A 16,915-nucleotide genomic window follows, 5' to 3' on the forward strand; every position below is an offset into this window, starting at 1 on the left:
TGCTGGTCCGTTCTGCCGTCCGGCGGCCTTCGCTTACTTGGCGGCGCAGTCGTAGAGCACGTCGCCTCCCCCGAATCCCATCGCACCGCCGTCGTCCGCCTGGGAGGACGTGCCCCCGTACGACGACGCCGGAACCTTCGTGCAGTTGTCGGCGATCCAGTCGGAACGCTGCCCGGTGTATCCGCCGGCCATGGCCGGTCGGCCGCCGCCGTTGGTGTCGGAGCCCAGGATGTAGCGTAGTTCGCCGTTCTTGGTCCACTTCTCCAGCTGGGCCACCGACGGCGCGTTGTCGCTGTTCGTGAAGCCGCCCATGCCGATGACGGTCTCGTCGGTCCCCAGGATGAAAGAGCCGGCGGACATGGCACCGCCCTCGACGGCGAGCTTGATGCGTGCGTCGGGTGCGTGCTTGACGGCGTACTGAAGGATCTTGCGCTGGTCAGCGGTGAGTTCCGCATTGCCACCGAAACCGCCGCGCCCGCTCGGGGCACTTCCCGAGCCGCCACCGGGAAGTGACTGCGTGTCACTGTCGTCCGAGCCCGAACCTCCGGGCGCACCGGGCATGCCGTTCGCTCCCTGCGTGGGCATGCCGGAAGGAATCCCGGAAGGCATGCCGCCGGACGAGGGTTCACCGGACTGGCCCGAAGACCCGTCACCGCCGGGGAGGCCCGGCATGTTCGACGGCATCCCGGACGGCATGCCCGACGGAAGGCCTCCGCCGTTCCCACCCTGCCGGGGCATGCCGCCGCCTCCTCCGAAGCCGAGCGTCTGCGGACCGGCCGTCGGGTTGGAACCGCCCATGCCGGCGGAGCCGGGCACACTCAGCGCCCAGGCTCCCGGGGCCACCAGAACCGATGCCACCGCCGCGCCCACGGCAGCCGTCAGCAGCCGGCCGTGACGTCGTGAAAGCACCAACAGGACGACGGCAGCGCAGCCCACGAGCAGCACCGGCCACACCAGCCAGCCGTTCCAGTCGGGTACACGGCGGACCAGCACCACCGCCCACACCACGCTCACCGCGACCCCGGCCACGCCGGCCAGTGGCGCCCAGCGCGGGCCGGCACGGTGCACGCGGATCAGGCCGGCCATCAGCCCGCCGCACAAAGCGGCGATGGCTGGAGCGAGTTGGGTGGTGTAGTAGGGGTGGAAGATGCCCTCCTGAGTCGAGTACACGGCAGCGCAGACCACCAGCCAGGTTCCCCACAGCAGCCAGCCGGAGGCCGGCAGCAGGGCGGAGGCTGGCAGCTTCCCGCGTCGGTGCAGTACCGCCGCGGTGACGGCGACGGCCAGAGCCAGCGCGCAAAGGGGCAGCAGCCAGCTGATCTGACCGCCCACCTGCGTGTCGAACATCCGGCCCGGACCGGACTGTCCGCCGAACCCGCCGAACCCGCCGAATCCGCCCCCGCCTGCGCCCCCCATGCCTTGGGGCGTTCCGTCACTGGAGCCGAAGACCCGCCCCAGCCCGTTGTAGCCGATCACGAGATCCCAGGCCGAGCCGTCCTTGCTCCCGCCGATGTAGGGGCGGTCGCCCGGCCACAGGGCGACCATGGCGACCCACCACAAGGAGGACGCCGCCAGGATGGCTCCCGCGCCCAGCAGACGCCGCACTCGCGGTATCCAGGGGCCGCTTCCTCCCACGAGCCAGGCGACGGCGAACGCGGGGATGACCATCCAGGCGGCGAGCATTTTGGTGAGGAATCCACACCCGATCAGGAAGCCGCTCGCGCACAGCCACCAGGTCGCGGCCCTGCCCTCCTCCTGCAGTGCGCGGGTGAGCGCGTACGCCGCCGACACCAGCAGCAACACCAACAATGTGTCGGGGTTGTTGTCCCGGTTGATGGCCACGGTGATGGGGGTGAGCGTCAGCACCAGGGCCGCGACCAGGCCCGCGCCCTCCCCCGCCCAACGGCGCACGGTGCGGTGCAGGACGAGGACCGCGGCCACGCCCTCGATCACCTGCGGCAGGAGCAGTGCCCAGCCGTGCATCCCGAAGATCTTGCTGCTGATCACCTGTGGCCACAGTGCGGCCGGCGGCTTGTCGACCGTGATCACGCCCGCCGGATCGAACGAGCCGAAGAGGAAATTGGTCCAGCTCGTCCCCATCGACTTCACAGCCGCCGAGTAGTAGCTGTTGCCCCAGCCCAGCGAACCCAGCGCCCATCCGTACAGAACGGCCGCGAGCGCGAGGACGGCGCCCAGTGCCGCGGGTGCGGCCCAGGCGGGCAGCGAGCGGACGGACGGGCTCGTCCGATCGCGGGTCGGGGCCGCCGATACGGGCTTGAAGTGCGCGTAGTTGCTCATGTCGGAATTCGCTCTCATCAGCGGGTACGGCCACGGAGGTCGGCGAATACGGCCAGCCGCAGCACGGCGAAGCGCACACAGGTGACCGCGACGGACGCGGCGGCAAGGACCATGGCCTCCGCGGCCGGTGAGGCGCCGGGATCGAGCCACTTGAACCAGAGCACCGTTGCCGAGGTGACCAGGTAGCCGAGGACGAACAAGCCCCCGGCACCGAGGTGGGCGCGGGCGGGCGGGGCGGTGGAGTGCCGGAAGGTGAGACGCCGGTTCGCCTCGGTGTTGAGGACGGTGAGGACGAACAGTGAGACGAGGTTGGCGACGGCGGGGCTCCACCAGCCGCGCAACAGCCAGTACAGCAGTGCCTGCCCGACCGTGGAGACGAGGCCGATCGCGGTGAAGCAGCCGACTTCCCACGACAGCGCACCGCGTCGCGAGACGGGTGCGAGGACGGCGTCGGGATGCTCGGCGGCCGGTCGTGGGCGCGGCCGTATCTCGACCCGGGCACCGCCGGAGGCCTTGAGACGCGCCATGCGCCACAGACCCCGCAGGTCGTCCGTGGCGGTGCTCACCACGTCAACTCGGGTGTCGACGTCCTCGACCCAGTCGACCGGCACCTCGTGGACGCGCAGTCCGTTGTGCTCAGCGAGCAGGAGCAGCTCGGTGTCGAAGAACCATGCGTCGTCGCGAGTCACCTTCAGCAGCGGCCGTAGCACCTCGGTGCGGGCCGCCTTGAAGCCGCATTGGGCATCGGTGAAGCGGACACCGTGGGTGAGCCGGATGATCCCGTTGTAACAGCGGGAGATGAACTCGCGACGCGGCCCGCGCACCGTGCGCGCGCCGGGTGCCAGCCGGGAGCCGATCGCGAGGTCCGAGTGCCCGCTGGCCAACGGGGCGACCAGCGGGAGCAGCCCGTCGAGGCCGGTGGACAGGTCCACGTCCATGTACGCCACGATGTCGGCGTCGCTGGCGCCCCAGACGGTGCGCAGGGCCAGCCCTCGGCCCTTGCGGTCCAGGTGGACGACGCCGACCCCGGGCAGTTCTTCGGCGAGGCGGCGGGCGGTGGCGAGCGTCTTGTCGGTGCTGGCGTTGTCGGCGACCGTGATCCGCCAGGGGAAGGGGAACCCCTCGGACAGACGCGCGTGGAGGGTGCGCAGGCACCCGGGCAGGGCGCGCTCCTCGTTGTAGACCGGCACGACGATGTCCACCGTCGCACTACCAGCGTCCGGAAGAAGCGAACGGTCGACCGGCTGGAACGGGGCCGGCCGCTCCACGCGGGCGGCGATATCGGTGAGGTGGGGGGTGGGAGTCATGGCTTCCTCAGGCATGAGGGGACGGCAGACTGCGGCTCACAGGCCCTGGTCCAGGGCCGCGGCCTCACTGTTGCCGCCCCGCCTGTGGGGGTGGAGGGAGGATACCGAGAACTGACGGGGAGTCAGATCAATGGCCGAAAGCGCTCCCGGCGTTCCCGTCGGCGTTCCCGTCGTGATCAGATCGCCGGGCAACGGCTGACGGCGCCAACAGGCCCAGGCGCCGTCGCCGTACATCCGATGACATTGAGTGTCATCATTAGGATGAGCGACATGGGTCGATGGATGCCGGACGCAGCGGGCCGACTGTCGCGGGCCGCGCTTGAGCTGTACGAGGAGCGCGGCTTCGAGGACACCACGGTCGCCGAGATCGCCGAACGGGCCGGTCTGACGAAGCGGACGTTCTTCCGGCACTTCCCCGACAAGCGCGAGGTGCTGTTCCCGCTCTCGTCCCGGATTCATGAGGTGATCGTCGACGCCATGGCCGCCGCGCCCGCCGACCTCTCGCCGCTCGCCGTCGTTCTGGAGGGGTACGGCGCCGCTGTGGGCATGGTGAACACGGCGCACGCGCACGCCCGGCGCCGCCGAGCCGTCATCGTGGCCAACCCGGAGCTTCGCGAACGGGAGCTGACCAAGTTCGCCGCGACCAGTGCGGCCGTGACCGAGGCGTTGTGCGAGCGCGGTGTCGCGCCGCGGACCGCCTTCCTGACCGCCGCGGCGGGCGCCGCCGCATGGAGGGCCGCGCGCGAATCCTGGATCGAGGGCCCGGAGACACAGGACCTGCACGCCCTGCTGCGTGAATCCGTGGAGGAGCTCAGGGCCGCGGTCGCAGCCCCGCTCGCGCCCTGACGACTCCTGACAAGAAGAGGCTTCTGACCCTCTAGAAATGACGGTGTCAGGTCTCGTTGATGCTGGCCGAAGGGGGTGCGAGCCAGTCGAGACGAGGAAGACCGCTGCCAGACCGGAGATCGACGACGAGTTGTGGGCGCGGATCGAGCCGCTGCTGCTGGTCGTCCCGCGTAATCCGCGGCGTCCAGGTCGTAAGCGTCTGGATAGTCGCAGGGTGCTGTGCGGGATCCTGTTCTTGCTGTACACCGGGATCCGCTGGGAGTTTCTGCCCCAGGAGCTGGGCTTCGGCTCGGGGATGACCTGCTGGCAACGACTGCGGGACTTGGAACGGGGCCAGGGTCTGGCAGCGCCTGCACGAGCTGCTGCTCTCCGAGCTGCGGGCCGCAGACCTGCTGGACTTCTCCCGCGCAGCGGTCGACTCCAGCCACATCCGCGCAATGAAGGGCGGGCCGGCCACCCGTCCGTCACCGGTGGACCGGGGCAAGGCCGGCAGCAAGCACCACCTGATCGTCGAGGCGCAGGGCATCCCGCTCGCGGAAATCACCAACGGCGGCAACCGCAACGACGTCACCCAACTGATCCCGCTGATCCAGGCCGTCCCGCCGATCCGCGGCAAGCGCGGCCTGCCACTGCGCCGCCCCAGGTATCTGTACGCCGACCGCGGCTTTGACCACGAGGTCTACCGGGACAAGGTCCGCCGGTTCCAGATAGCCCGCGCCTCGCTCGGCGCGGCACCGGGCACGGCTCCGGCCCGGGCGTGTACCGCTGGGTCGCGGAAGGAGCGATCGCGCTGCCGCACTGGTTCCGCCGCCTGCGTATCCGCTGGGAGATCCGCGACGACATCCACCACGCGTTCGTCACCGTCGACTGCGCCGTCATCTGCCGGCGACGACTGCGCACCGCACTTTGACAATGTCTTGATTGGCAGTCGCTCGTCGCTTTGGGCATGGACATAGTTGAGCGGCTGGTGCCGGACGGGCTGTGGGAGATCTTCCAGGACGTGGCACCGGAGCCGTCGATCCGCGCCCAGGGCGGAGGCCGGCGGCGGTGCGATGACCGCGCGGTACTTGCCGCGATCATCTTCGTCGCCACCTCGGGCTGCACCTGGCGGCAGCTGCCACCGGTCTTCGGCGCGTCCTGGCAGACGGTCCATCGACGTTTCACCGACTGGTCCACGGCTCGAGTGTGGGCCAAGTTGTAGGGGGTTCCTGACCGGACCGAATCCGACCGATCGCGGCAAGCTCGGGTCGAAGATCCACGCTGTCTGCGACCGCAACGGGCTCCCGATCTCGGTGGGCATTTCCGGCGCCGACCTCCACGACAGCCAGGCGCTGATCCCGCTGATGCGCGGCATCCCGCCGATCCGCTCCCGCTACGGTCCCCGGCGCCGTGGTCCGGCCAAGCTGCACGCGGACAAGGGCTACGACTTCGACCACCTGCGCGGATGGCTGCACCGTCGGCAGATCGTGCCGCGCATCGCCCGCCGCGGCATCGAGTCTTCCGGCCGCCTGGGCCGGCACGGCTGGGTGGTCGAGCGGACGATGCCCTGGCTGAACGGCTGCCGCCGCCTGCACCGCCGCTACGAGCACAAGGCCGAGCACTTCCTCGCCTGCGTTGGCATCACCAGCGCCGTCATCTGCTTTCGCAGGCTCAGCTGACCCTGTTCGCTCAACGCCGAAGCAGCCAGCTCCACAAGGACCACTGGCAGTGGTTCGCTGGCGATATGAGCGGTGGAGACAGCGGACACCTGACCTTGATCGCGCGATGGGTGCGCGGGAAGGTCGTAGACAACACGGTGGGCATCAAGGTTCGGGGAGGTCCGTTCCACGGACGCACCAGGATCGTGAAGCTGGACGAGCGCCATCAACCTCCGCAGCAGCAACGTGCGCGCGGCTCGCGCAAGCACCCGCCGGCTGACGTGTGGCACGTCTACGACCTCATACCTGCACCCGACACGACCACGGGATGGTCGTACGACTACGCCGGAACCGAGCCTTTCGACGTCACATGACACATCACCGAGCCAACTGAGACAACGTCTTTGTCGAGAGTAAGGGCGGGCGATCGCCCCGGGCCGGCGCAGCCTCACATCCGGGATCTCAGCACGTCGACCTCACAGCCCGGCGCGAACGGGTCGAAGCCGTGCTCGATCAGCCAGCGAACTGCCAGCAGGCTGCGCAACGACCACCACGCGTGGATCACGTCGAGGTCGATGTCGGTGCCATAGCCGGCGACGACGTCGTCGAGGTGCTCCTCGTGTCCGAGCGTGAAGGTGGCGAGGTCGTACAGGGCATCGCCCTGGCCCGCCTCGGACCAGTCGATGATGCCCGTGACCTCGTCGCCGTCGACGAAGACGTGCGCGATCTGCAGGTCGCCGTGTGTGAACGCCGGACTCCACGGCCGGAGCGCGGCCTCGGCGACCTGGCGGTTGCGGGTGACCAGGTCAGCGGGCAGGAGGCCGTTCGTCACGAGCAACTCGCACTCGTCGTCGAGTTCCGCCGCCAGCGCGACGATGCTCCGGCCGGCCCGGCCCGGCAGGAGCGGCAGTGGCGCGTCGTGCAGCTTCCGGATGGCGGCGCCCGCCGCGGCCCACGCCGCCGGCGACCCGGTCGACGGCCCGCCGAGGCGCCCAAGCGTCGTCCCCGGGAGCGCGACAATCGCGAGCACGGGCGGCTTGCGCCACAGGACCTCCGGAGTCGGGACCGGCGCGAGGGACATCGCTTCGACCTCGACATCGATACGCGCCTGATCAGCGTCCACCTTCAAGAACACGTCACCGACGCGCAGAGTCGCGCGCTCGGAATGGGCGACGACGACTTTGACCTCATCCATGGACGACCAGTATCCCGGGGATGATCGCCGACGTCGCCAGGTTTATCGCGTGCGATTACGCGGCTGACCGCCTCCCGCTACCCGGCGGCCTCGTGCACGACACCGACCTCTGACCAGGTGAAGCCCACCAATTTTGTTAGGAGTCCTGAGCCACGGACACGTCTCTCCTTGCCCATTCGCTATCCATGACACCAGGTGTCATCACTGTTACGATGACACCTGGTGTCATCACATGCCACGTGTTCGACCGGGAGGGTGCATCACGCATGTCGGAAACGTTCGACGAGGCAACCACGCTCAAACGACGAACCTTCGTCGCGGCATCGACAGCGGCGGCGACCATGGGGGCCGGTCTACCCCTGCTGACCTCGGATCGCCTGCCCACATCCGCACCCGCGCCGGCCGACCGGCTCTCCACCGTCCGCCTGACGGTCAACGGCGAGCAGCGCACCGCGAAGGTCGACAACCGCACCTCGCTCCTCGACCTCCTCCGCGAGCACCTGGACCTCCCCGGCACGAAGAAGGGCTGCGACCAGGGCGCCTGCGGAGCCTGCACGGTGCTCGTGGACGACCGGAGGGTGAACGCCTGCCTCATCCTCGCCGTGATGGCCCAGGACGCGCACGTCACCACGATCGAGGGGCTCGCCCGAGGCGGAGACGGAAATGGGGGCGAGCAACTGCACCCGCTGCAACAGGCGTTCATCGACCACGACGGCCTTCAGTGCGGCTACTGCACACCGGGGCAGCTCATGTCGGGCGTCGCCTGTATCGCCGAGGGCCACACCGGCTCCCGGGCGGAGATCCGCGAGTGGATGAGCGGCAACCTCTGCCGGTGCGGGGCGTACACGAACATCGTCTCCGCCATCGAGCAGACGGCCAAGGAGGCATGACCGCGTGCACCCCTTCGCCTTCAGCCGAGCCTCCACCGTCACCGCCGCGCTCAACGCCGGTGCGGGCAACGGCCGTTACATCGCCGGCGGGACCACACTGGTCGACCTCATGCGGGAGACCGTCGAGCGACCCGCGCACGTGGTCGACATCAACGGGCTGCCGTACAAGGACATCACCGTCACCAGGCAAGGGGTGCACGTCGGTTCCCTGGTCCGGATGAGCGACCTCGCCGCGCATCCGGAGGTGCGCGCCACCTACCCCCTCCTGTCCCAGGCCCTCGAACTCGGCGCCTCCGCCCAGCTGCGCAACATGGCCTCCATCGGCGGCAACATCATGCAGCGGCCCCGCTGTCCGTACTTCCGGGACATCCACTCCGCCTGCAACCGCCGTGACCCGGGCTCGGGTTGCGACGCCCGGCACGGTGACAACCGTATGCAGGCGATCCTGGGCACGAGCACCCACTGCGTGGCAACTCATCCTTCCGACCTGGCGGTTGCGCTGGTGGCGCTGGACGCCGTCGTCCATGTGCGGGGGCTCGACGGCTTCCGCTTCATCCCGGTCCAGGACTTCTTCCTCCGCCCCGGGGCCACGCCCCATAAGGAGCAGTCGCTCCAGCCGGGCGAACTCATCACCTCCGTGACCGTCCCCTCAGGAGCGCACACGCGCCGCTCGGGCTATCTGAAGGTCCGAGACAGGCAGTCGTACGAGTTCGCCCTGGCGTCCGCCGCGGTGGCGCTGGACATCAGGGGTGGTGTGGTGCGGGGCGCCAGGGTGTCCGTCGGCGGGGTCGCGACCGTGCCGTGGCGGCTGCCCAAGGTGGAGGCGGCGCTCGTCGGCAAGCGGCCGGGGCGCCGGACGTGGACGGACGCCGCGGCCCTCGCGGCCGAGGGCGCCGTACCGCTGTCCGAGAACGCCTTCAAGGTGCGGCTCGTCGAACGGACCGTGCGCCGCCAGCTCATGACGATCGGAGGACAGTGATGGCGACGACCGTCGTCGGGCAGCCGCTCTCCCGCGTCGACGCCCGCCGCAAGGTGACCGGCACGGCCACCTACTCCGCCGAGCATCGCATCGAGGGCCTGTTGTACGGCGTGATCGTCAACGGCACGGTGGCGCGCGGCACGGTGAGCCGGATCGCGGTGGACGCGGCGCTCGGCCACCCGGGCGTCCTGCGCGTTCTGACCGACTTCGGCAGCCTGCGACTTGCCCACCCCATCGATCGGATCGCCTTCTACGGCCAGCCCATCGCGGTCGTCGTCGCGGAGACCCTGGAGGCGGCGACCCATGGCGCCTCACTGGTCGAGGCGACGTACGAACGGCAGGACGCGGTAACCGACTTCGACGCCCCGGACATCCCCTCGCAGACACCCGCCGACGAGCCCGACTACAGCCGCGGCGACCCGACGGGCGCCCTGGCTTCGGCGCAGGTGAAGGTGGACCTGGAACTCACCAGCGCCCGCGAGAACCACAACCCCATCGAACTGCCCTCGACCATCGCACGGTGGCACGACGGACGGCTGACGCTCTGGGACAAGTCCCAGTGGGCACAGGGCGCCGCGCGCACAGTGGCCGGTGCGCTCGGCATCGCCGTCGGCGACGTACGCGTGCACAACGAGTTCCTGGGCGGCGGATTCGGCAGCGGAATCCAGACCTACGACCATGTCATGCTGGCCGCGTTCGCGGCGCGCGAGGTCGGAAGGCCCGTCAAGGTGGTGCTGACCAGGCGGCAGTTCTACTACGGCACCGGGTTCCGGCCGGCCAGCCGGCACCGGATGGCCCTCGGCAGCACTGCGGCCGGGCGCGTCAGCGCTCTCGTCTACGAGGTCCGGATCGAGAACGCGCGTTACCGGACCTACACTGACGGACTGACCGACCTGCCGAAGTTCCTCTACGGCGTCCCCAACACCCGTACCGCCTACCGAGTCACGCCCGTCGACGTCCATTCTCCGGCCTCCATGCGAGGCCCGGGCGTGGCGCTCGGCAACTTCGCCCTGGAAACCGCGATGGACCAGCTCGCGCACGAACTGGCCGTGGATCCCGTGGAGTTGCGGCTGCGCAATGAACCGACCCAGGACGAGGTCACGCAACTCCCCTTCTCCACCCGTAAGTTGCGTGAGTGTTACGAGACCGGCGCACGCCGCTTCGGCTGGTCCCGGAGGCACGCCAAGCCCGGCTCGCGCACGGACGGTGACCTGCTCATCGGCATGGGGATGGCCACCGCGAGCTACCACAACAACCGGCGCGACTCCAGCGCACGGGCCCGGATCCACGCCGACGGCACGGCCGAAGTCTTCGCGGCCACCGCGGACATGGGCCCCGGCACCACGACGTCGGTCATGCAGGTCGCCGCGGACGCCCTGGGGCTGCCCGCCTCGGCGGTCACCTTCAGACTGGGCGACTCCAGCTACCCCACCGCGCCCCTGCATGCGGCGGCCTGCACGATGGCGAGCGTGGGCTCGGCGGCGCACACCACTTGCAACGCGCTGAAGGCGGAGTTCGTCCGCAGGGCGGTGACGGACGCGAACTCCCCGTTGTACGGCGCGAATCCGGCGGATGTGCAGGTGCGTGACGGCCGGCTGGAGAGATCCGGCGCCGAGGACAGCTACCGGGACATCCTGCGCCGCGCCGGTCTGCCCAGCCTCGACATCACCGGCAACTGGGGCCCGGGCGACGCCGATTCGAAGATCTCCACCTACGGCTACGGGGCCGTCTTCGCCGAAGTCTCCGTCGATCCCCTACTGGGCCTGGTCCGCGTACGACGAATCTTCGCGGCGTACGACGTAGGCCGGGTGATCAGCCCCAAACTCGCCCACAGCCAGGCCATCGGTGGCATGGTCGGCGGCATCGGAATGGCCCTCCTCGAAGGCACCGTCACCGACCACCGCGACGGCCGCATCACCAACGCGAGCCTCGCCGACTATCTGGTGCCGGTGAACGCGGACGTCCCCGACCTCGACGCCGCCTTCATCAACACCGAGGACCCGCAGGCCGATCCGATCGGTGTGAAGGGTCTCGGCGAGATCACCATCGTCGGTGTGGCACCGGCGATCGGCAACGCGGTGTTCAACGCGACAGGCAAACGCCTGACAGACCTGCCGATCCGCCCTGAGGCACTGCTTTGACCCACCACCACTTTGACCTACATCGATGAACGCGCCGCGTTCGAGTCCTGAGCCAACGACGACCCGCAATCGCTGATGCGCAACCAAAATCGCCGTTTCTGAGGGCTCGTCGAGACCCGGGGACACAGGTCAGACCAAGGCCCCTGGTGCAACGGCGTCATGACCTACCGGTTCGTGGCACGCGCGGCAGGCACTCGCGGCCGCGCCTCGCACGGCGCAGGAGTGCGTGTGTCAGGTCAAGGTGTGAGGGGTGCCAGCACCTGATTGTGGGTGTGCTGATAGATCACGGAGGTACGGAATCCGACGACTTCGCGGCGCTCGGTGAACTTGTCCATGAGGAAGCCATGGAGGTACTCCACGCTGGGCACGGAGACGTGCACGGTCATGTCGTCGCCGCCGGTGACCACGTAGACCGTGCTGACCTCGGGCAGGCCGGCGGCGTAGGTCTTGAACGCCTCGATCACCGCCCGGCTGAGGGGGCGAATCTGGAAGTGGATGAGCGCCTGGACGTGGCGGTTCAGGGCGGCCGGGTCGACCGCGGCGTGGTAGCCGGTGATGACCCCGCGGGCGCGCAGGGCGCGGATACGTTCGAGGCATGTTGACGGGGCGATGCCGAGGGTGCGGGCGAGATCGCGGTTGGTCTGCCGCGCATCGCGCTGCAGATGCCGGACGATCGCCGAATCAAGTTCGTCCATGTGCCGAGTATCGCTCCCCTGCCGAATTCTGTTCGCCCGACAGCCTCGAACCCTGTTGGAGCGGCTAGCTTCACGCCATGACAGCCGCACTTGAGCAAGCTCTGTCCCTCAACATCCCGAATCCTTCTCACGAGTTGGTACAGGTCGTGCGCGGCCGCCGCAGCGGTCTCGCGATCACCATCGCGATCCACTCGACCGCACTCGGCCCGGCAGCAGGCGGTTGCCGGATCACGCACTACGCCGACCCGGCCGCCGCGCTCACCGATGCGCTGCGGCTGGCCGCGGCGATGACCGAGAAGAACGCGTTGGCCGGTCTGGAGCACGGGGGTGCGAAGACAGTCGTCGCCCTCCCTACGGCGGCCCGGCCGACCGGCGGGCAGCGCACGGCGCTGCTGCACGATGTCGGCGACGCGATCGAATCGCTCGGCGGGCGATACATCACAGGTCCGGACGTGGGGAGCAGCCCGGCGGACATGACGGTGATCGGCGAACGCACTTCGCACGTCTGCTGTCGGCCCGTCGAGGACGGCGGCAGCGGCGACTCCTCCCTCCACACCGCGCGCGGCACCCTCGCGGCACTGGGTGCGGTGGCCGACGAGGTCTTCGGCTCACCGGAGTTCGCCGGCCGGACCTTCGGGGTGATCGGGCTCGGTGCGGTAGGCGCACACGTGGCCCGACTCCTGCACCGGGCCGGGGCGCGACTCGTCGTGACCGACGTGGACCCCGCCGCGCGCGGCCTGGCCAGGGATCTCGATGCGACCTGGGTGGATCCCGACGACGTCCTCACCACGGAAGTCGACATCCTCGTACCGGCTGCGCTCGGTGGCCTGCTGACCGCCCGCACCGTGCCGCTGCTGCGGTGCGCCGCCGTCGCGGGACCGGCCAACAACCAGCTCGACGCTCCGGCCACCGCCCAGCTCATCGCGGACCGCGGCATCCTCTGGGCGCCGGACGTCGTCGTCAGCTCCGGTGGCGTCATCCACGCGACCGGCATCGAGCTGCGTCAGGAATCCGAGGAACGGCTCGCGGGGCGGATCCAAGGCATCGCAGACACCCTCCGACAGGTGTTCCACACGGCCCGGACCCACCGGACCACCCCGGCCCTCGCGGCCCGGCAGCTCGCCGAGCAACGGGTGCGCGAAGGACTCATGTACGCGGATCGCATCGCAGCGCAGCCGCCATGGACCCCCGCGCCGAGTACCCGCTGATCCGAGTCGCTTGAAGGACCTCCCCGCGGGCAAGACCGCCGTCATCGTCACCCAGGGCCCCGGAGAACGCCCGGATCTCGGACCGCATCCCCGTCCTCGACCCGGGTCGCGTCCGTGAAGAGGGCGACTTCCGGACGCTGATGGCCCGCGATGACCACTTCGCCGAGCTCTACCGACTCGCCGGGGAGCGGTCACCGACCGACCCATTGCCACCGAGGATCCCTTTGCCGCCGGGGATCCATTACGGCCGAGGATCCCTTTGCGGCCGAGGCCGCCGCGCTTCAGAGCCGCCCTACCGGCCCCCGCTTCTCCGGCAGGGCGGCCGGCACCACCATCATGCGCTGGTACTCCCCCGGCCGGTGCGGTTCTCCCACCGGGAGGCCGTCGACCTCCACCCAGGCGTGCGCGCGGAACGGCGCCGTGCGTACGCCTGTGCACCAGTCCGGCCAGACCCCGTTCATGCGGCACAGCAGCGCGGTGGCCACGGAGCGCTGGAGGCAGCCCTCCCCTGCGCAACGCGCGCTGACCGCGACGACGGCCTCGCGGGAGGCGAGTGCCTGCCGGGTGGTGGCGGGGGCGGCCCCGCGCCGGACCACGCACAGAATGCGACGGATGCGGTGCGGCTTGAGTCCAACGATCAGCCGGGCGGCAGCCGTGGCGAGGAGGGCAGCGGGACGGCGGCGCAGGGGCAGACGGCTGCGAGAGGCGGGCACCATCGGCTGGCTCATGCGGGCACCACCAGCCGGGCCTCGATCAGCGCGCGCGTGATCGAGGCCGTGTCGGCGCCGGCGCGCTCAGCCGTGAGGCGGGGGTAGGCCTCGCACAGTGCGCGGGCCATGTCCGGTGGTTCGGCGCCGTCGACGAGGCCGCGCAGGACGAGCGCCGCGGTGTGGTTGAGCTGCCAGTACCGGCCGGTGATCTCATCGAGCAGCACCATGCCGTCCGCTGTGTCCGTCGCGCAGACATCGGGTCGCAGGCTCAGGCTCACGGCGCTCCTTCGGTGATCGCGGTGCTCGGCGGGCCGGTGCGCGCGGGGCGGGCACGGAGCCAGATCTCGCTGCCCAGACTGGAGCTGAGGGAGCGCAACCCCTCCGGCGTGGGGTGCACCCCGAGCAGGGACGCACGGACGGCCGCGTCGTCGATCAGTCCGGCCCGGGCGAGCCGCGAGCCCTCGAAGATCTCGACCAGCGCGGCGCGATTGTGGCGCAGACTGACGTGGAAGTCCGTGCTGTACTCGCCCTTGGTCTGCCGACTCAGGATGTCGTCGGGCACGATGCCGCGCACCGCCTCGGCGAGCACCGGCTTGTACCGGCCGGGCGTGCTCCGCTCGGCCACGCGGATGGCCAGGGCCGCCTCGATCACCTGATCGTCGAGGTAGGGCGCGGCCTGCCCCAAGCCGCTGCGGGAGGTCACCTGATCCAGTAGCCGCAGGCCGCGCCCACCGGTCCGTACGCATGCGAGTGCCGTGTGCTGTCCGCGCTGGGGCGCGAGCGGTTCGGCGGTCTCGGCGGCTTCCCGGAGCAGGCTCTGTACGGCCGAGGCCGCGTCGCGGGTCGCCCAGGGCGGCAGGCGCAACTCCACGCCCCACGCCGTCGAGGGCGCCCCGCGGACCAGGGCCGCCGAGGAAGGCTCGGCGGCGGTGAGCCCCTGTGCCCATGCGGCCAGCCACTGGCCGAACGTCCTGCGGTCCGCGAGCTGCCGCAGCAGCTGCCCGAACGGCCAGTGCTGGGAGGCGCGTTGCGTACGGATACGGGTGTACGCCGCCAGCGGGTGGCGTCGGACGTAGTCGTGCAGGTGTGGAGGGAACGTGCTGAACAGCTCGTCTCCGCCGCCGCCCATCAGGTGCAGGCGTGACCCCCGGCCGGTCATCAGGCGGCAGAGCGCTGCCATCCTGGCGCCGTCGCGCACCCATGGTCCTGGCTCGTCGGTGGGGACGGCGTCGCCGGTGAGAGCCGTCAAGTCGCTGTACCAGAGGGGCCATTGGTCGCGGTTGGGCGTGACGTGCTCGCTGTCGGGAAGACGGGCGGCGGCGCGGGCTGCCCACGCCGCGTCGTCGTTCCCCGGGTCGAGGCTTCGCCAGCCCAGCGTCACGAGCTTCGCTCCGGCCGTCCGGGTCCGCTCCTGCTCGTGTGCGGTCAGGAAACACAGGCTGGTGGAGTCCAGGCCGCCCGACAGATCCGCGCTCACCGCGCCCCCGTCGGCCGTGCATGCGCCCACCGCGGCGGTCAGCGCGGCACGCACCGCGGGCACTCCTTCCTGCCACGGGCGCTGCGGCTCCGGCGGGGTCCACCACCGCTGGGTCCGGGCCCGTCCGTCCGCGTCGATCAGCAGGCAGTCGAAGGACGGCAGTGCTTCCACGCCCTGCCACACACAGCGGTCGTCCAGCGGATACGGAAGCGGCGAGGCGAGAAGGTGAGCGGCCAGGACCCGTTCGTCAGGGGCTGCTCCGGTCACGGCGGCGAGCCGGTCCGACCGGTCGGCGGCCACGGTCACTCCGCCCACCCGCGTGTGAAAGAGGCGCCGCACCCCGGACGCGCTCCCCCGGGCCCGGACCGAGCCGTCGACGGATGCGAGGAGATGGAAGCTGCCGGCCAGGCCGCGGGCGATCCCCTCCACGTCCCCGATGTCCCGCAGTCGTCTCGCCCGCGCGGACAGCGCCTGGGCGGTGACGGGACAGCGCCCGATCACCGCGACTCGCCGCGCCCCTGCCGCGCCCACCGTCACCAGTCCGTCCGGCCAACTGCCCAGCAGCCACGGCCGACCGGAGTGGTGGGTGATGGTCTCGGTGGCCCAGGGGCGCAGGAGCCGCGCCGCGGCCACGCCGGATTCACCGTCCGGAAGGATCGTGAACCACACGTCACCGCTCATGGCACGTCACCCATCATGTGCTGTCGGTCTGGGGCTAGTTGGGGCCGAGGTACCACTCGTAGGGCGGGGTTCCGCCCTCGTAGTACGCGCCCAGGGCCTCGCCGCGGGTCAGCTCGGCGAATTCACCGACTTCCACCATGGCCGGCGGTTCATACACTTCGTCGTGCTGCATGAGGGTCCTCCCTTGCTTCCGCTGATGGCGTGTAACCCACGCCGCTGCGGAAAGTGCCCACGACATATCGGCACTACGCCGACCTGCGGTATCTCCCACACGATGGAGTGAATCTCTCCCCGTCACCGCCCGGCGCGGGCAGCTCCCGTGGTGCGGGCGCACTGGTGCTGTGCACCTGCAGAGCGGCAGCAGTTCCGGCGTGATCGTCGTTGCTCGCCTCACCGGATCAGGTCAGGGAAGCTGCCCATCCATGTGCAGCGCGTCGAAGACCATCTGGTCGACCGGGGATACCCGGTCCCGTTCGCCGTAGCCGAACCAAGCCATCTCCGCGATTTCTCCGGCCGGGTTCAAGGCGCCGCGATGAACGGCGGCGTAGCAGATCATCCGGAACTCGACCCGCCCGCCGCGATCGCTCCGGGTCTCGAACGTACCGAAGTGCACCAGCGTGCCAGGGACGATGACCGCCTGGAGCTCCTCCTCGATCTCGCGCACCAGGGTCTCGCTGTCGCTCTCTCCGGGATCCCTCATGCCACCGGGAAAATAGAACACGTCCCTGTCCTCGTCACGCGTCACCAGCACTCGGCCGTCCCGCACAAGGACCCAGGCCACCTTCTCCGGAACACTGCCAGTCGTTTCCATGCGCGAGACCTCCCCGCTCCCGGCCGACCGCACTCGTCGA

Annotated in this window: 15 protein-coding genes and 2 pseudogenes; 8 read left to right on the forward strand and 9 right to left on the reverse strand. The window is 70.1% G+C overall.

Translation table 11 applies throughout. The annotated features are described in order from the left end of the window. Positions 1 to 33 precede the first annotated feature (33 nt). The gene (locus ACFWXQ_RS06315; protein ID WP_383943913.1) at positions 34 to 2,298 is read right to left on the reverse strand and encodes an ArnT family glycosyltransferase; all 2,265 of its coding nucleotides are present in this window, start codon (positions 2,296 to 2,298) and stop codon (positions 34 to 36) included. Between the two features lie 17 nt (positions 2,299 to 2,315). After that, on the reverse strand, positions 2,316 to 3,605 hold the full coding sequence (locus tag ACFWXQ_RS06320) for a glycosyltransferase (protein WP_383943910.1): 1,290 nt from the start codon (positions 3,603 to 3,605) through the stop codon (positions 2,316 to 2,318). 270 nt (positions 3,606 to 3,875) lie between these two features. Here ACFWXQ_RS06320 and ACFWXQ_RS06325 point away from each other — a divergent pair, with 270 nt between their 5' ends. The 4 genes and pseudogenes from ACFWXQ_RS06325 (at position 3,876) to ACFWXQ_RS06340 (ending at position 6,462) form a co-directional block, all read left to right on the forward strand. After that, positions 3,876 to 4,451, forward strand: a complete 576-nt coding sequence (locus ACFWXQ_RS06325) for a TetR/AcrR family transcriptional regulator (protein ID WP_383943907.1) — start codon at positions 3,876 to 3,878, stop codon at positions 4,449 to 4,451. 118 nt (positions 4,452 to 4,569) lie between these two features. Beyond that, positions 4,570 to 5,361, forward strand: a pseudogene (locus ACFWXQ_RS06330) (IS5 family transposase). 36 nt (positions 5,362 to 5,397) lie between these two features. Beyond that, positions 5,398 to 6,109: pseudogene (locus ACFWXQ_RS06335) on the forward strand (IS5 family transposase). Between the two features lie 65 nt (positions 6,110 to 6,174). Further along, positions 6,175 to 6,462, forward strand: coding sequence for a hypothetical protein (locus tag ACFWXQ_RS06340; RefSeq protein WP_383943904.1), 288 nt, complete (start codon positions 6,175 to 6,177; stop codon positions 6,460 to 6,462). A gap of 74 nt (positions 6,463 to 6,536) precedes the next feature. On the opposite strand, the gene ACFWXQ_RS06345 is transcribed toward ACFWXQ_RS06340, so the two are convergent. Then, positions 6,537 to 7,283 carry a phosphotransferase family protein gene (locus ACFWXQ_RS06345; RefSeq protein ID WP_383943902.1) on the reverse strand — a complete coding sequence of 249 codons (747 nt, stop codon included), beginning with the start codon at positions 7,281 to 7,283 and terminating at the stop codon, positions 6,537 to 6,539. 266 nt (positions 7,284 to 7,549) lie between these two features. Here ACFWXQ_RS06345 and ACFWXQ_RS06350 point away from each other — a divergent pair, with 266 nt between their 5' ends. Genes ACFWXQ_RS06350 through ACFWXQ_RS06360 form a run of 3 tightly spaced genes read left to right on the forward strand, consistent with a single transcriptional unit; the run spans position 7,550 to position 11,293 of the window. Then, the gene (locus ACFWXQ_RS06350) at positions 7,550 to 8,173 is read left to right on the forward strand and encodes a (2Fe-2S)-binding protein (RefSeq protein ID WP_383943899.1); all 624 of its coding nucleotides are present in this window, start codon (positions 7,550 to 7,552) and stop codon (positions 8,171 to 8,173) included. A gap of 4 nt (positions 8,174 to 8,177) precedes the next feature. Further along, positions 8,178 to 9,152: an FAD binding domain-containing protein gene (locus ACFWXQ_RS06355; RefSeq protein WP_383943896.1), complete on the forward strand. Its 975-nt coding sequence runs from the start codon at positions 8,178 to 8,180 to the stop codon at positions 9,150 to 9,152. Next, entirely contained in the window at positions 9,152 to 11,293 is a 2,142-nt protein-coding gene (locus ACFWXQ_RS06360) for a xanthine dehydrogenase family protein molybdopterin-binding subunit (protein WP_383943894.1), read from the forward strand. Before ACFWXQ_RS06355 ends, ACFWXQ_RS06360 begins: the two co-directional genes overlap by 1 nt. Positions 11,294 to 11,529: 236 nt before the next feature. Here ACFWXQ_RS06360 and ACFWXQ_RS06365 read toward each other — a convergent pair whose 3' ends face one another. After that, positions 11,530 to 11,988 (reverse strand): Lrp/AsnC family transcriptional regulator, encoded by a 459-nt coding sequence (locus ACFWXQ_RS06365; RefSeq protein ID WP_383943891.1) that lies wholly within the window; start codon positions 11,986 to 11,988, stop codon positions 11,530 to 11,532. A 77-nt stretch (positions 11,989 to 12,065) separates the two neighbouring features. Between ACFWXQ_RS06365 and ACFWXQ_RS06370 the strand changes: the two genes are divergently transcribed. Then, the gene (locus ACFWXQ_RS06370) at positions 12,066 to 13,196 is read left to right on the forward strand and encodes a Glu/Leu/Phe/Val dehydrogenase dimerization domain-containing protein (RefSeq protein WP_383943888.1); all 1,131 of its coding nucleotides are present in this window, start codon (positions 12,066 to 12,068) and stop codon (positions 13,194 to 13,196) included. A 281-nt stretch (positions 13,197 to 13,477) separates the two neighbouring features. On the opposite strand, the gene ACFWXQ_RS06375 is transcribed toward ACFWXQ_RS06370, so the two are convergent. The 5 genes from ACFWXQ_RS06375 to ACFWXQ_RS06395 all read right to left on the reverse strand — a co-directional run bounded on the left by ACFWXQ_RS06375 (position 13,478) and on the right by ACFWXQ_RS06395 (position 16,875). Then, the gene (locus tag ACFWXQ_RS06375) at positions 13,478 to 13,924 is read right to left on the reverse strand and encodes a lasso peptide biosynthesis B2 protein (protein WP_383943885.1); all 447 of its coding nucleotides are present in this window, start codon (positions 13,922 to 13,924) and stop codon (positions 13,478 to 13,480) included. After that, a complete protein-coding gene (locus ACFWXQ_RS06380; protein ID WP_383943883.1) occupies positions 13,921 to 14,184 on the reverse strand; it encodes a lasso peptide biosynthesis PqqD family chaperone in 264 nt (87 codons plus the stop codon). Before ACFWXQ_RS06380 ends, ACFWXQ_RS06375 begins: the two co-directional genes overlap by 4 nt. Further along, the gene (locus ACFWXQ_RS06385; RefSeq protein ID WP_383943880.1) at positions 14,181 to 16,064 is read right to left on the reverse strand and encodes an asparagine synthase-related protein; all 1,884 of its coding nucleotides are present in this window, start codon (positions 16,062 to 16,064) and stop codon (positions 14,181 to 14,183) included. The genes ACFWXQ_RS06380 and ACFWXQ_RS06385 overlap by 4 nt, the downstream gene beginning before the upstream one ends. Positions 16,065 to 16,098: 34 nt before the next feature. Beyond that, positions 16,099 to 16,236, reverse strand: a complete 138-nt coding sequence (locus ACFWXQ_RS06390) for a lasso RiPP family leader peptide-containing protein (RefSeq protein WP_383943877.1) — start codon at positions 16,234 to 16,236, stop codon at positions 16,099 to 16,101. Positions 16,237 to 16,467: 231 nt separating this feature from the next. Continuing rightward, positions 16,468 to 16,875 (reverse strand): NUDIX domain-containing protein, encoded by a 408-nt coding sequence (locus ACFWXQ_RS06395; RefSeq protein WP_383943874.1) that lies wholly within the window; start codon positions 16,873 to 16,875, stop codon positions 16,468 to 16,470. Between the last annotated feature and the right edge of the window lie 40 nt (positions 16,876 to 16,915).

The sequence above is a fragment of the Streptomyces sp. NPDC058697 genome (assembly GCF_042715345.1).
Classification (GTDB): domain Bacteria; phylum Actinomycetota; class Actinomycetes; order Streptomycetales; family Streptomycetaceae; genus Streptomyces; species Streptomyces liliifuscus.